The organism is Micromonospora sp. DT231 (assembly GCF_049847025.1).
GTDB lineage: Bacteria > Actinomycetota > Actinomycetes > Mycobacteriales > Micromonosporaceae > Micromonospora.
On record NZ_JBNCNO010000005.1, the window covers coordinates 412,787 to 426,158 of the forward strand.

Sequence of the window (13,372 nt, forward strand, 5' to 3'; positions counted from 1 at the left end):
GAGAGGGAGATCATGCCCACGCACCTGTCACTCGACCGGTCGGCCGTCGCCACCGTCGTCAAGAAGATCGTCGTCGCCGAGTCCCGCCTGTCCGTTCCGCCCGAGGTCATCTCCGACGACGAACCGCTCGTCGGCGACCTGCTGCACGTCAACTCGCTCGGCTTCGTCGGCATGCTCGTCCGCATCGAGGACGAGTTGGACGCGACACTGCCGGACGACCTCTTCGTGGGGCGCAGCTTCCGCACCGTCGGTGACCTCATCGACGTCGTGACCGCCGCGGAGGTGCAGCCGTGACCACCGAGGTCCCCACCCGCTGGCGCAGCGTCCTGCCGTACCTGGCCGAGCCGCTGCCGCCGGACGTCACGCCGCGCCGCGAGAGCGGCGAAGTCAAGATCAACCTGCCCGTCGAGCTGGTCCGGCACAGCGTCTCCACGAAGGAGTACTGGGACATCCCCGCCCCGGTCGTGGAGCGGTACCGGCAGTACCGGCCGACGCCGCTGTGGCGCGCCCGCGGCTTCGAGGAGGCCGTCGGCGCACGGGTGCCGATCTACGTCAAGAACGAGGGCGTCAACATCTCCGGCAGTCACAAGCTCAACACCGCCCTCGCCCAGGCCCACTACTACCGTCAGGCCGGCGTCGAGGAGCTGGTCACCGGCACCGGCGCCGGCCAGTGGGGCACCGCGATGGCCGCCGCGTGCGCCCTCTTCGGGCTCCGCTGCCGGGTCTTCATGGTGGAGTCCAGCCTGCGCCGCAAGCCGTACCGGGGGGTGCTCATGCGGATGCTCGGCGCCGAGGTGCACCCCAGCCCCAGCGGCCTGACCAAGGTCTCCGCCAGCGAGGATCTCGCCGCCGGCAACAGCCTCTCCCTCGCCATCGGCGAGGCGGTCGAGTACGCCGCCGACCACGACGGCGTCGCGTTCTGCATCGGCAGTGGCGAGACCTACAGCATCCTGCACCAGTCGGTGATCGGGCTGGAGGCGGCCGACCAGCTCGCCGAACTCGACGCCCGGATCGACACGGTGGTCGGGTGCGTCGGCGCCGGCTCCAACTTCGGCGGCATCGCGCTGCCGTTCCACGCCGCCGCCCGGGCCGCCGGAGCGGAGGGACCCCGGCTGGTGGCCGCCGAGTCCAGCAGCACCCCGAAACTCACCCGGGGCGTCTACGCGTACGACAAGACCGACGCGACCGGCAGCGGCCCGATGGAGGCGATGTACACAATCGGCAGCGACTACCAGATCCCCGACGCGCACACCGCCGGCCTGCGCTTCCACGGGGCGGCGAAGCTCATCTCCGCGATGCGGCACGCGGGTGACGTGGACGCGGTGGCGATCAACCAGGTCGACGCCCTGGACGCGGGACGACTGCTCACCCGACACGAGAGCCTCCTGCCCGCGCCCGAGTCCGGGCACGCCCTGGCCGCGGCCGCCCGGATCGCCGCCTCCGGCGAGTCCCAGCAGGGCGTGCTCGTCTGCGTGAGCGGGCACGGCTACCTGGACCTGGCCGCGTACGAACACTTCCTCGCCGGCGGCGTGGAGGACCAGTCCCCGCCCGACGAGGCGCTGGCCCGCGCGGTGGCCGGTCTGCGACCGGTGGGAGCGGCGTCGTGACCGCCGCCGTCGCCACCGGCGTCCGTACCGAGCTGCTCGACTGCATCCAGGCCAACCTCGCCGTCCTCGCCGACCGGTGGGGCGAGCCGGCGCGGCACCTGGCCCTCGGCGCGACGCTGCGCTTCCAGCCGCGTCCCGGTCCCGACGGGCTGCCCACCGTCGACCCGCCGGTGCGCCAGCACCTGGCCGAGCTGACCGGGCACGTCGGCCTGGTCGCCCGACACGAGCACCGCCACCTCGACCCGACCGGTCAACGCGCGCTGGCGGAACGGGCCGCTGTCGTCTACGCCGTCGGCGACAGCTACCACATGCCGTGGCTCCCGTACGCGGGCCACAGTCACATGGAGCACAGCTACCTCGTCGCCCTGCACGGCGAGGAGGCGCTGATCGGCGACGCCTACGACAACGAGACCGCCTGGGGTGCCGCGCGACCCGGCGACTGGACGCTGCCGTGGACGCGGCTGCCCATGGCCGACCTGGCCGTGGTCTACACCATCACCGACGACTACCGGCCGCCCTCCCCCTCGGTACGCCTGGACGACCCGGCGGCCTACCTCGAGGCGTACGCGCGGTGCGGCGACCCGGTCGCCGCGGCCCGGCGACTCACCGCCGAGACGTGGCTGATGAGCCGAGCGCGCAAGCTGCACGCCGCGTACCGCCTGCACCGGGGGGAGAGCCTGGACGCGGAGGCGCACCTGCGCCGCTGGGACCAGCTCACCGCCACCGCCTTCATCGCCCTGCGCCGGGTGGAGCGGGGTCGACCCGCGCCCGGCACGCTGCTGACCGACCTGGCCGCAGCCCTCACCGCCGACCGGGACGTCTTCGCGACCCGGCCCGACCAGTTGGAGAAGCCGTGAACCAGACCTTCCAGGACCTGCTCGTGCCGTACCTGCCGTACCTCAACGGTCGACAGGTCACCGAGGAGAGCCGCCTGCACGACCTCGGCCTCAACTCGATGAAGGCCATCGACCTGCTCTTCACCATCGAGGACGAACTCGGTGTGTCGCTGCCGGACGAGGATCTCAACGACTCGACGTTCGCGACCGCCGGCAGTCTGTGGCACGCGGTGCAGCGGGCCAGCGTCGGCGAGCCCACGAAGGTGAACGTCTGATGACCCTTCCGACGGTGCTGGACGATCCGGCGGCGGACGCACCCCGGGTGCTCGACGCCCTCGGTCCCGGCGCGACCGGGCCGGACGTCTGGCGGACACTGGGCGCCGCGGGCCTGCTCGCGCAGGTGTACCGCGACGGTGATCCTCGGCAGGGGGTGGACCCGGCCGCGCTCGGCGCGCTGCTGAGCGCCGTCGACGAGCGCTGCCCGGTGGGGACCACGCTCGCGGTCTGCGTACCGTTGGCCACCTGCCTGCCGCTGCTGGCCGGCGGGACCGGTCCGGCCGCCCGGACCCTGACGGACGCGCTGCGTGGCGACGCCGTCGTGGCCCTGGCCGCCACCGACGATGTCGCCGGTTGTGACCTGGCCTCGCTCGGCACCACCGTGACGTTGCACGAGGACCACGTGGAGCTCACCGGGACCAAGCGCTGGATCACGAACGCCACCCGCTGCGACGCGCTGCTGGTCCTGGCCCGGCACCGGCCCGGCCCGCACTTCACCAACTTCACCTGGCTGCTGGTACCCGCCACCGCCCGCGGCGTCCGCGCCGAGGCGGCCGAGACCGACCTCTTCGACGGCTCGGGCACCGGGCATCTCTTCTTCGACCGGGTCCGGCTCGGTCGCGACCACGTGGTCGGTGGGGTCGGCCGGGGCATGAGCGGATTCGCCGCCCACATCGCCGTCGAACGGCTCGCCGGGGCGTTGTGGGCGGTCGCGCTCTGCCGGCGGGTCCTGGCGGACACCCTGCGCTACCTCCAGGACCGCCGATACGGTGACGGCACCCTCTGGCACCTGGAGGGCGTCCGCCAGCGGTACGCCGCCGCCCTGCTGTCCGCCCGGCAGCACCTGGCGCTCACCGACAGCCTGGCCGAGGCCGTGGCGTTGCGCCGGGACGCGACCGCCGCGGCGATGCTCAAGGCCAGCGCCGCGGGCGCCCTCGAACGGGTGCTCGGCGAGTGCGCCCACCTCCAGGGCGCGTACGGCTTCCGGACCGGTGGGCCGCAGCACCTGCGCGCCCAGGCCGCCCTGTTCGGCATCGGCGGCGGCACGACCGAGGTCGTGCTGTCGGTGATGGGCGGCGCCGCCACCGACATCCTCGCGGGGCTGGACCGATGAGGGCGCGTGAGGTCGGCCCGGGGGTCTGGGCGGCGGCCGGCGGCGTCACGACCGACGGCACGACACGGGCGGACCGCTCCGCCGCCCAGGCGATGGCACCCTGGCGGGCCCGGCAGTTCCTCGGCGGGCGGGCCCTGCTGCGGTCGCTGCTCGCGGAGGTCGTGCCGCCGGTCGCGGGAGCGGACCTGGTGCCCGGCCCGAACGGCAAGCCGGTGCTGGCCGGTTGGCCCGACGTGGGCGTCAGCATCTCGCACGACGAGGAGTACGTGGCGGTAGGCGTGGCCGCCGGCCGCCGGGTCGGTGTCGACGTGCAGACACCGCCGGACCCGGTTCCGGCGTCGATGCTGCGCCGGTGCGCCCGTCGTCATCTGGACGAGTTGGCGGTGCTGCCGCCCCGCCGGCGAGACCGGGTCTTCACCGAGATCTGGGCGGTCCAGGAGGCCTGCGTCAAGGTCGACGGCTCCGGCATCGGCGGTCGTCCGTGGCGGATCGACGTGCCGCCGGACGAGGACGAGGGCGACTGGCGGGGAGTGCGCTGGCGCAAGCTACCCGACCTCGCGGACCCGCCCGTGGCGTGCGCGTGGGACGGCGGTGACCGATGATGCCGGAACTGTCCTGCTACACCACGGCCCTGGTCGACCACCTCGGACCGGCCGCCGCGGACCGGCTCGCCGACTCGGTACGTCTCCGGGTCCGCCTCGACGCCCCGGACGGCGTGCTGGCCTTCTCGCACCACGACCGCGTCGACGGCGGGTCGCTGGCGTACGCGTCCACCGGCGACTGGGCGACCGCCCGCGCGGCACTCGCCGAGCAGCTCGCCGAGCACGACTCGGTGATCGTCGTCGGCAACACCTACCACCTGCCCTGGTCGCCGCAGCACCTGTCGCAGTCGGTCGCCCACTGGTTCGTCCTGAGGGGACACCGGGACGGCCGGTGGCGGGTGAGTGACCGGTTCGACGCGCTACTCCCCGCGGGTCAACAGCGACCCTTCACCGGGTGGCTCGACGACGCCGCGCTGCGGACCGCGCTGACACCACTGGGTCGGTGCGCCCCGCACCAGCACAACCGGGACGTCTACGCGTTGGGCGTCCCCGTCGAGGTGGGCGACCCCGACCAGTACCGGTGGCTCCGACCCGGCGGCGGTGGGGAACTCGCCTGGCCGGGCGAGTGGCTGCACGAGCCGGCCGTGGTGCTGGCCGCGGTGCGCGACCGGTTCCGCGCCGACGAGCAGGCCCTGCATCGGCACGCCGACGACCTGTGGGCGGCAGCCCGGCACCACTGTCACCGGCTGACCCGCCGCGGCGAGCCCACGCTGGCCACGGCCTGGGCCGAGCTGCCCAAGGCGCTGCGGTTCGCCGCCGACTCCGCTCGGCGCGGTCGCCCCCGGCCCGGGGTGCTCACCGGGGTATTCGACCGGCTCATCGAGCTGACGACCAGGACAGAGGTGTACCGATGATCAGCCTTGAGACGGCAGTCGACGAGCGGGCCTACCGCGCCGCCATGTCCCGGCTGGGCAAGTGCGTCGCGATCACGACCGCGCTCGGTCCGGCCGGCCCGGTGGGCTGCACCACCACCTCGCTCATGTCGCTGTCGGTGGCGCCGCCGAGTGTGCTGCTGGCCTTCCGGACCGGTGGTCGTACCCTCGCCGACCTGCTCGCGGCCGGCCGCTTCGCGGTCAACGTGCTCTCCCGCGACCAGGACGCGCTGGTCCGCCGCTTCGCCGCCGGCACTGCCCGGGAGCGCTTCGGGGCGGTGGACTACCGCCTGCACGACGGCGTACCGCTGCTGCGGGACGTCGCCGTCGCGATGGTCTGCCACGTCCGCGAGACGCTCACCGCCGTGGATCACACGCTCGTCGTCGGCACCGTGTGCGAGCTGCGGACCGGCCCGGACGAGCCGCTGGTGCTCGTCGGTGGTCGACCGCACCGCGCCGTGCCGGAGGCCCCCGCACCGCCGATCCCCACCCAGAACTGTTGACCAGGAGGCCCGATGTCCCATGTCACGCACCGACCCGACGAACGGTTCGACGAGTTCCTCCTCGCCGCCGCGCGTACGTCGCCGGACAGCCCGGCCGTCGTGGAGTACGTCGACGGCGGCACCCGGCACACCACATTCGCTGAGCTGGCAGCCGCCGCCGAACGCCACGCCGCCGCACTGGACCGGTACGGCCTCGACGTCGGCGACCGGGTGATGGTGGTCTCGGACACCTCGGCGGAGGCCATCGCGCTCCTGCTGGCCTGCTCGTCGCGGGGGCTGCCGTTCGTGTCGGTGAGCCCGGAGACGCCGGACGAGCGGCGGGCCACGATCGCGGCCCTCGCCGAACCCGCGCTGTGCCTGTTCGCCACCCCACCCGCCGACACCGCCCCCGGCGAGGGTTGGTTCGGACCCGACGGCATCCACGTGCCGGCCCCGCCGGAGCCCCGGCCACGCCGACGCCGGACGGTGACACCCACCGACCCGGCCTACATCATCTTCACCTCCGGGACGACCGGGCTGCCGAAGGGCGTCGTGATGAGCCACCGGGCGGTGGTCTCCTTCTACCGGGGCATGCTCGCCGAGGGCATCGTCGGGGTCGATGACCGGGTGGCCTCGACCGCGCCGCTGCAGTTCGACTTCTCGTTGCTCGACATCGGCCTGGCCCTGGGCAGCGGCGCGGCGGTCGTGCCGGTGCCGCGGACGCTGCTGCGCTGGCCCACCCGCTTCCTCAAGGTCCTGCGCACCACCCGGGCCACGCAGGTCAACGGCGTTCCGTCGATCTGGCGGCAGGCGCTGCGACACGTTCCCGATCAGATCGCCGAGCTGACCGACCTGCGCGGCGTGCTGTTCTGCGGCGAGGACTTCCCGCTGCACGAGCTGCGCCTGCTCCAGCGGTTGCGTCCGGCGGCCCGGCTGGTCAACTGCTACGGCGCGACCGAGTCGATGGCGGCCAGCTTCGCCGACGTGCCGAACCCGCTGCCCGAGGATCTCGACCGGCTGTCGATCGGCGCCGGCCACGTCGGCGCCGAGCTGCTGGTGGTACGGGATGGCGAGGTGACCGAGGAGGTCGGCGCCGTCGGCGAGATGTACCTACGCAGTCCCGCGCTCTTCTCCGGATACTGGGGCGACGCCGAGGCGACCGCCGCCACCCTCGTGCCCGACCCGGTCGAACCGCGCTCCGGCGAGCGGGTGCTCCGCACCGGTGACCTGGCCTACCGCGGGGAGGACGGCGAGCTGCGCTTCTGCGGACGGGTGGATTCGCAGGTGCAGATCCGCGGCAACAGGGTGGAGCTGGCCGAGGTGCAGCGGCGGCTGCTGCAGTTCCCCGGGGTGGCCGAGGCCGCCGCGGTCGTGGTGACACCACCGGACCAGGACCCGGAGCTGGCCGCGTTCGTGGTCCTCGCCGCCGACGCGCCACCGGTCCAGGAGAGCGATCTCCTGGCCTTCTGCCTAGGGTCGATGCCGTCCTACATGGCGCCGAGCCGGATGCGCGTGGCCGACGCGCTGCCGGTCAACCAGCACGGCAAGACCGACAAGCGCAAGCTGCTCGCCGCGCTCGCCGGGCAGTGACGGGTGCGACCTCAGTCCTCCCGGATCACCTGTTCGGCGGCGGCGAGCACGACCTGCAGGGCGGTGTGGGGCATGCTGCCGCGCCGCCACACCGCCTGGGTGAACGTCTGCGTCGGCGGCTTCCAGGGCACCTTGCGCAGGACACCCGCCGCGATGTCCCGAGACACCGCCACCTCGGGCAGCAGCCCGGCACCCACCCCGTTCGCGACGCTGCGCTTGACCGCCTCCAGCGAATTGAGCTGCAGCGTGCGGCGGGGCGGGGCCGGGAAGGACTTGTCCTGAAGCGGGAAGGCCAGGCAGTGCCGTGCGTCGACGTCGGAGCAGACAAGCATCGTGTGGAAGAGGTCCTCGACGTTCGCGGGCCGGCCCGAACTGTCCTCCGGGGCGGCCACCAGCGCCAGCGGTTCCGGCCGGAGGATGCTGAACTCCAGATCCTCGTACGACTGCTCCACCCCGATCAGGAAGACACAGTCCAGTTGCCCGTCGCGCAGGCGACGCAGGGCGTCCTGGGGCTCCAGCGAGTGCAGGGAGAGCTCGATCTCCCGGTGACGGACGCACAGGTATTCGATGAGCGGTAGCAGCCGGTGGTTGGTCAGGGTCTCCGGTGATCCCACACTCACCCGGCCGTGGGGCTCGCTCGGGACGGAGACCGCCCGCTGTGCGTCCGCTGCCAGCCGGACGATCTCACGGGCGTAGGGAATCAGGGCCCGACCGCTGCTGGTGGGGCGAACCCGGCCGGGCGGTCGCTCCAGGAGGATCGCCTGGAGCGACCGCTCCAGGGTCTTGATCCGATGGGTGATCGTGGGTTGGCTCACCTTCAACCGGACCGCAGCCGCGGTGAAACTTCCGACTTCCACAGTGGTCAGAAGTGCCTGGAGCTGAGGAATGTCCACAACCTCTCCCGCATCATGAGCCGTGCCCGGATGCGCCGGGCGTTGAGCAGAATCACGTGGATGGGCTGAGTCTGACGAGCGGCCTTGGACTCACGCTCCGTCACGCCCAGATAGTTGTCGCATGTAAATTTTTCACAACTGACGGTAACACCTCCAAATCAGACGGTGCAAGCATGTCAATGAATGTTTAGGGCGGGGAAAATTGGGTATTCGCGGCTACCGTCGTGGTGCGCTAATCGCGCGTGTCCGCCGCGCCGCCTCGATCATCACGGTGCACAATGGCGTTCGGAGGTGATCAATGTGACTGACGGGGAAAGGGTCCCGAAGCTGTGTCAGGTGGTGCTCGACTGCACCGACGCCAGGTCACTCGCGGAGTTCTACCGGTCGCTGCTGGGCCTGACGTACGGGCCCGGTGACGAGCCGCCGGAGCCGGGGCGGGCGGACGAGCGCGGTGACGACTGGCTCGTGCTCAGGACCGCCGACGGCACCCCGCAACTAGCCTTTCAGCAGGTAGACCAGTTGCCGCCGCCGACCTGGCCGGACGATCGGGTGCCACAACAACTGCATCTGGATCTCAGCGTGACCTCGATCGAGGAGTTGCGGGCGCAGCACGAGCGGGTCCTGGCCCTCGGGGGCCGGCTGCTGTCCGATCAGAAGAACGGCCCCGACGAGCCGTTCCGGGTCTACGCCGACCCGGCCGGACATCCCTTTTGCATCTTCGTCGCCTGAGGAGGATTCGGGCCGCTCCGACAATCGGGGCGGCCCGAATCTCCCGGGTGGTTCGGAAAGGCGTGGCCGTCGGCCCACCGTCTATCGACCCGCCGACAATCCCGCCAGTTATTGAGCGCGGATCTTCCGCCCTGGAATGCGATTCCCGCAAGCACTTCCGTCGCCGAGACCGGTGAGCACGCTTTTCTGAAGAGACGGATGGCGGCTGCTCGTCCGAGCGGATCAGGCGGTCGGCACCGGCGCCAGAGCCGCCGCGAGGGCCTCGGCGTTCTTCTTGTCCACCCGGGGGAAGGTCAGCGTGATGCCGTCTCCCGCGCCCCCGAAGGCGAGACGCAACAGGCTCACCACGCCGATCTTCGCCTCGGCGAGCGCGATGTGTTCCCGGGGCACCTCGCCGAGCACACCCGTGCCGGGTCCGCCGAGGAAGGTCTGTGGCAGGAAGATCATTCGCTGGTCGGTGAGCACGATGAACTGCTTCTTGGTCCGCGCCAGCGCGGCGCCCGCCGCTCCGGCAGCCGCCTGGATCAGCCCCTGCGTGACCGCCGTCCCGAGCCGACTGGCCGAGAAGCCTCCGACCAACGCTCGGGTCGCGGTGATGGGCCGCTCCCCCGGCCGCAGGATCGGCGCCACCCGCTCGAACGCGCGGGTCTGGAGCTTCTGGTTCATGGTGTCCTCCGTCGTCGACCGTGATCGGCGCTGATGTTACGGAGCAGGTCACCGGGGGCTATCCGTCGATCAGCCGCATGATCATGACAGTCGGCCATGATCGACATCGGGCCACTCGTGCTCGCGGTCCTGTGCCAGCGCGTCTCGGGCCGCTATCAATACCGCGACGACTAGGTTGTGTTGCTGACTAGTCAGCGGTACTTTCTAGTCATGGGCGACGAGCCGCAGTGGCCAGCACAGTGGATGCGAGGCGTCCTGGAGCTGTGCGTGCTCGCGCTTGTCGGCGAGCACGAGACCTACGGCTACGAGATCGTGCAACGGCTGAGGACAGCGGGGTTCGGCCAGGTCAAGGGCGGCACGCTGTACGCGATCCTGTTGCGGCTGGAGGAAGACGGCCTGATCGACTCGGCGTGGCGCGACGGCGCCGGCGGCCCCGGCCGGAAGTACTACCTGATCACCGATGCCGGGCGGGCCGCGCTGGGCGCGCGCCGGGACAGCTGGGCCGCCTTCGTCGCGACGACATCCGAGCTGTTGACCACCACGGGGATGGAAGCACGATGAGTGACTCCTACAGCGATCAACTCGTTGTCGCACTTCGACTACGGGACGTGCCGGGACCGCGGATCGGTCAGATCGTCGCCGAAGTGGAGGCGTTCACCGCCGACTCCGGGCAGGATCCGATCGAGGCGTTCGGCCCCGTGGAGACGTACTCCGACAGCATCGCGGCGGAGCTGCGCTCTGAGCCTCCGCCGCGGCGCAGAACGCGCGAGCTGCTCTGGGCCGGTCCGCCGGCGGTCGGCTCACTGGTCCTGGTCGACGGGCTGTGGGGCGTGCTCAGGGGAGATCGGGCGGAGATCACCCTCGGCACGGCCATGGTCGCGATCCTCCTACCCCTGGCTGCCCTCCTGCTGGTCGCCGCACTGACGCACGCTCGTCGGTGGGCCTCCGTCGTCGCCGCGTCGATCGCCGTGGCAAGCATCGCGCTGCTGTGGGCCGGCGACCGGCTGGTGCTGGTGCGCTATCCGGCGTGGATCGGGCTGTGCTGCGGCGCCCTGTTGTTGGTGACCGGTCTCGGCCTGGTTACCGCAACTCAGCGGGATCCGGTGATCGATCCACGGACCGGCCACGACCGGCACCCGATGACCGTACGGTTCGCCGTGCTGGCGGGCGTACCGATGGCGCTCGCGCTGGTCCTGCTCGTGGTCGTCGCCCTGCTCACCGACTGACACCGAGCATCGGCGGGCTGAACCGTCAGTCCGGCACGCCTGCGCTCACGGCGACGCGGGTGGCCATCGGGCGGTCGTCGGCGCGGTGGCCGACGATGGAGCCGAGAATCTCGCCGGCGCGTACGGCCGCGTTGGACAGCAGGGAGGCGCTGATGCCGTGCGAGTGTTCGGTGCCGCCCTGCAGGTAGACGTTCGCCCGCACCGACGCGTCCGCCCGGATGCGATAGTCGCGCTGCACCACGGCCCGGCCGAACTCGTCCCGGTGGTAGTGGCGGGCGGCGTCGTCGAGCAGCGGGAACGGATCGACCGGCTGGTAGCCGGTGGCGCAGATCAGGACGTCGGCGTCGAGGACCGACACCTCGCCGGTGGTGAGCGTCTCGACGGTCACGGCCACCCTGCCGTCGTGCTCGCGGGCCCCGGTCAGGCGGGACATGTTGAGCAGGCGCAGCCGCTGGACGCCGTTGACCTTCTCCTGGTAGGAGCGCCGATAGAGTTCCTCGATGAGGTCGGCGTCGACGACCGCGTAGTTGGTGTTGCGGTGGTAGTTCATCAGCATCGTCTTGACCTCCGACGGCGCGGTGAAGTAGTCGTCCACGGCGGCCGGGTCGAAGATGCGGTTGGCGAACGAACTGTCGTCGGCCGGGCTGTAGCCGTACCGGGAGAACACGCCGCACACCTCGGCGGACGGGAACCGCTCGTGCAGGAACGCGGTGACCTCGGCGGCGCTCTGGCCGGCGCCCACCACGACGAACCGGGACGGGTCGGTGCCGTCGAGCCGCTCGATGTTCGTCAGGAGGTCGCGGCTGTGCCAGATCTGGTCGGAGGCCTCCACGCCGGCCGGGGTCTGCGGGAGCAGCCCGGTCGCGACGACGAGGTTGCGCGCACGGTACGAGTCGACGCCGCCGCTGTGGCGCACCAGCACGTCGAACGCCTCGACGACGCCGTCGCGGAGCACCGGGACGACCCTGGTGACCTCCTGGCCGTAGTGCACCAGGTCGTCGACCTTGGCCGCGGCCCACTCGAGGTAGTCGTGGAACTCGACGCGCAGCGGAAAGAAGCTCTTGTGGTTGACGAAGTCGACGAGCCGTCCCCGGTCCTGCAGATAGCACAGGAAGCTGAACTCGCTCGTGGGGTTACGCAGCGTGACCAGATCCTTGAGGAAGGACACCTGCATCGTCGCGTCCGACAGCAGCATGCCGCGGTGCCACCCGAACCGGGCCTGGCGCTCCAGGAACACGGCGGTGACCGGGTCCGCCCCGGCGCCGTCGTTGTGCTCGCGCACGGCGACAGCCAGGGCCAGATTGGACGGACCGAAGCCGATTCCGAGCAGGTCGTAGACCGGAATTGCGCCGTACGGAGCGGCCTGTGACATCGGCAGTCCTCATCGTCAGATCGAGTGGGTCGACACCCTGCACGTGAAAGAGCCGCCCCCGGGGACGGCGCGAAGCTAGGTTAGACTAACCTAACTTTTGCTGAGTTGGATGGGCCAGGAGGAACCGTGCGGGTAGTCATGTTCGGGTACCAGACGTGGGGGCATCGGACCCTGCAAGCGCTGCTGGACTCGGAACACGAGGTCGCTCTCGTGGTTACGCATCCGCCGAGTGACCACGCGTACGAGCGGATCTGGAGCGACTCGGTCGCCGACCTCGCGGCGGCGCACGGCATTCCGGTCGAGGTCCGCGACCGGCCCGACGACGATCTGCTGGTCCCGCTGGAGAAGGCCGATCCGGACGTCATCGTGGCGACAAACTGGCGCACCTGGATCCCACCGCAGATCTTCGAACTGCCCCGGCGGGGCACACTCAACGTGCACGACTCCTTGCTCCCCGCGTACGCGGGCTTCTCGCCGTTGATCTGGGCCCTCCTCAACGGCGAGAAGGAGGTCGGGGTGACCGCGCACATGATGGACGCGGAGCTGGACGCCGGGAACGTCGTGTTGCAGCGGTCGGTCCCGGTCGGCCCGCGAGACACGACCACCGACCTGTTCCACAAGACGCTTGAGCTGTTCGGGCCGATCACCGTCGACGGCCTCGCGCTCATCGCCTCCGGCAAGACCGACTGGACGCCGCAGGACCGCTCGAAGGCCAGTTTCTTCCACAAGCGCTCCGATGAGGACAACCGCATCGACTGGACCTGGTCGGCGGAGGAGCTGGACCGGCTGGTCCGGGCGCAGTCCGACCCGTACCCGAACGCGTACGCGTTCCACCAGGGCCGGCGACTGCGCATCGTCGCCGCGTCCGTCTCGCAGGGCATCTACGGCGGTACGCCCGGTCGCATCTTCTTCCGCGAGGGTGACGCCGTCGTCGTCGTGGCCGGCGCCGAGGCCCGCCGTGGCCGGAGCCGTGGTCTCGCGATCGAGCGGGTCCGCCTGGACGACGGCACCGAGCTGACCGCCACTGAGTATTTCCGCAGCATGGGCGGCTACCTCACCAGCCACCCGTGACGCGCGGGCGCTGATTCGTTCGGGCCTCCGGGGCTC

General features: G+C 71.3%; 16 protein-coding genes. 13 read left to right on the plus strand and 3 right to left on the minus strand.

Going from position 1 to position 13,372, the window contains the following annotated elements:
* Positions 1 to 12: 12 nt before the first annotated feature.
* Genes ACPXBU_RS16150 through ACPXBU_RS16190 form a run of 9 tightly spaced genes read left to right on the plus strand, consistent with a single transcriptional unit; the run spans position 13 to position 7,379 of the window.
* Positions 13 to 294 carry an acyl carrier protein gene (locus ACPXBU_RS16150; protein ID WP_393361853.1) on the plus strand — a complete coding sequence of 94 codons (282 nt, stop codon included), beginning with the start codon at positions 13 to 15 and terminating at the stop codon, positions 292 to 294.
* Entirely contained in the window at positions 291 to 1,607 is a 1,317-nt protein-coding gene (locus tag ACPXBU_RS16155) for a TrpB-like pyridoxal phosphate-dependent enzyme (protein ID WP_425758646.1), read from the plus strand. The genes ACPXBU_RS16150 and ACPXBU_RS16155 overlap by 4 nt, the downstream gene beginning before the upstream one ends.
* The gene (locus tag ACPXBU_RS16160) at positions 1,604 to 2,464 is read left to right on the plus strand and encodes an acyl carrier protein (RefSeq protein WP_425758647.1); all 861 of its coding nucleotides are present in this window, start codon (positions 1,604 to 1,606) and stop codon (positions 2,462 to 2,464) included. The genes ACPXBU_RS16155 and ACPXBU_RS16160 overlap by 4 nt, the downstream gene beginning before the upstream one ends.
* A complete protein-coding gene (locus tag ACPXBU_RS16165) occupies positions 2,461 to 2,718 on the plus strand; it encodes an acyl carrier protein (protein ID WP_425758648.1) in 258 nt (85 codons plus the stop codon). Before ACPXBU_RS16160 ends, ACPXBU_RS16165 begins: the two co-directional genes overlap by 4 nt.
* A complete protein-coding gene (locus ACPXBU_RS16170) occupies positions 2,718 to 3,833 on the plus strand; it encodes an acyl-CoA dehydrogenase family protein (RefSeq protein WP_425758649.1) in 1,116 nt (371 codons plus the stop codon). Before ACPXBU_RS16165 ends, ACPXBU_RS16170 begins: the two co-directional genes overlap by 1 nt.
* Positions 3,830 to 4,435 carry a 4'-phosphopantetheinyl transferase family protein gene (locus ACPXBU_RS16175; RefSeq protein WP_425758650.1) on the plus strand — a complete coding sequence of 202 codons (606 nt, stop codon included), beginning with the start codon at positions 3,830 to 3,832 and terminating at the stop codon, positions 4,433 to 4,435. The genes ACPXBU_RS16170 and ACPXBU_RS16175 overlap by 4 nt, the downstream gene beginning before the upstream one ends.
* The gene (locus ACPXBU_RS16180) at positions 4,435 to 5,289 is read left to right on the plus strand and encodes a hypothetical protein (protein ID WP_425758651.1); all 855 of its coding nucleotides are present in this window, start codon (positions 4,435 to 4,437) and stop codon (positions 5,287 to 5,289) included. Before ACPXBU_RS16175 ends, ACPXBU_RS16180 begins: the two co-directional genes overlap by 1 nt.
* Positions 5,286 to 5,810 carry a flavin reductase family protein gene (locus ACPXBU_RS16185; protein WP_393361874.1) on the plus strand — a complete coding sequence of 175 codons (525 nt, stop codon included), beginning with the start codon at positions 5,286 to 5,288 and terminating at the stop codon, positions 5,808 to 5,810. Before ACPXBU_RS16180 ends, ACPXBU_RS16185 begins: the two co-directional genes overlap by 4 nt.
* Positions 5,811 to 5,822: 12 nt before the next feature.
* Positions 5,823 to 7,379, plus strand: a complete 1,557-nt coding sequence (locus ACPXBU_RS16190; RefSeq protein ID WP_425758652.1) for an AMP-binding protein — start codon at positions 5,823 to 5,825, stop codon at positions 7,377 to 7,379.
* Positions 7,380 to 7,390: 11 nt separating this feature from the next.
* Here ACPXBU_RS16190 and ACPXBU_RS16195 read toward each other — a convergent pair whose 3' ends face one another.
* Positions 7,391 to 8,272 carry a LysR family transcriptional regulator gene (locus ACPXBU_RS16195; RefSeq protein WP_393361880.1) on the minus strand — a complete coding sequence of 294 codons (882 nt, stop codon included), beginning with the start codon at positions 8,270 to 8,272 and terminating at the stop codon, positions 7,391 to 7,393.
* A 300-nt stretch (positions 8,273 to 8,572) separates the two neighbouring features.
* Between ACPXBU_RS16195 and ACPXBU_RS16200 the strand changes: the two genes are divergently transcribed.
* Positions 8,573 to 9,001, plus strand: coding sequence for a VOC family protein (locus tag ACPXBU_RS16200; protein ID WP_425758653.1), 429 nt, complete (start codon positions 8,573 to 8,575; stop codon positions 8,999 to 9,001).
* A 222-nt stretch (positions 9,002 to 9,223) separates the two neighbouring features.
* Here ACPXBU_RS16200 and ACPXBU_RS16205 read toward each other — a convergent pair whose 3' ends face one another.
* The gene (locus ACPXBU_RS16205; protein WP_425758654.1) at positions 9,224 to 9,667 is read right to left on the minus strand and encodes a hypothetical protein; all 444 of its coding nucleotides are present in this window, start codon (positions 9,665 to 9,667) and stop codon (positions 9,224 to 9,226) included.
* Between the two features lie 210 nt (positions 9,668 to 9,877).
* Here ACPXBU_RS16205 and ACPXBU_RS16210 point away from each other — a divergent pair, with 210 nt between their 5' ends.
* Positions 9,878 to 10,228: a PadR family transcriptional regulator gene (locus tag ACPXBU_RS16210; RefSeq protein WP_425758655.1), complete on the plus strand. Its 351-nt coding sequence runs from the start codon at positions 9,878 to 9,880 to the stop codon at positions 10,226 to 10,228.
* The gene (locus ACPXBU_RS16215; protein ID WP_425758656.1) at positions 10,225 to 10,893 is read left to right on the plus strand and encodes a hypothetical protein; all 669 of its coding nucleotides are present in this window, start codon (positions 10,225 to 10,227) and stop codon (positions 10,891 to 10,893) included. Before ACPXBU_RS16210 ends, ACPXBU_RS16215 begins: the two co-directional genes overlap by 4 nt.
* Positions 10,894 to 10,918: 25 nt before the next feature.
* On the opposite strand, the gene ACPXBU_RS16220 is transcribed toward ACPXBU_RS16215, so the two are convergent.
* The gene (locus ACPXBU_RS16220; protein WP_425758657.1) at positions 10,919 to 12,265 is read right to left on the minus strand and encodes a lysine N(6)-hydroxylase/L-ornithine N(5)-oxygenase family protein; all 1,347 of its coding nucleotides are present in this window, start codon (positions 12,263 to 12,265) and stop codon (positions 10,919 to 10,921) included.
* Positions 12,266 to 12,391: 126 nt separating this feature from the next.
* On the opposite strand from ACPXBU_RS16220, the gene ACPXBU_RS16225 reads away from it, so the two are divergent.
* Complete coding sequence (locus ACPXBU_RS16225) at positions 12,392 to 13,336, plus strand: methionyl-tRNA formyltransferase (protein ID WP_425758658.1); 945 nt, start codon at positions 12,392 to 12,394, stop codon at positions 13,334 to 13,336.
* The last annotated feature ends 36 nt before the right edge of the window (positions 13,337 to 13,372 follow it).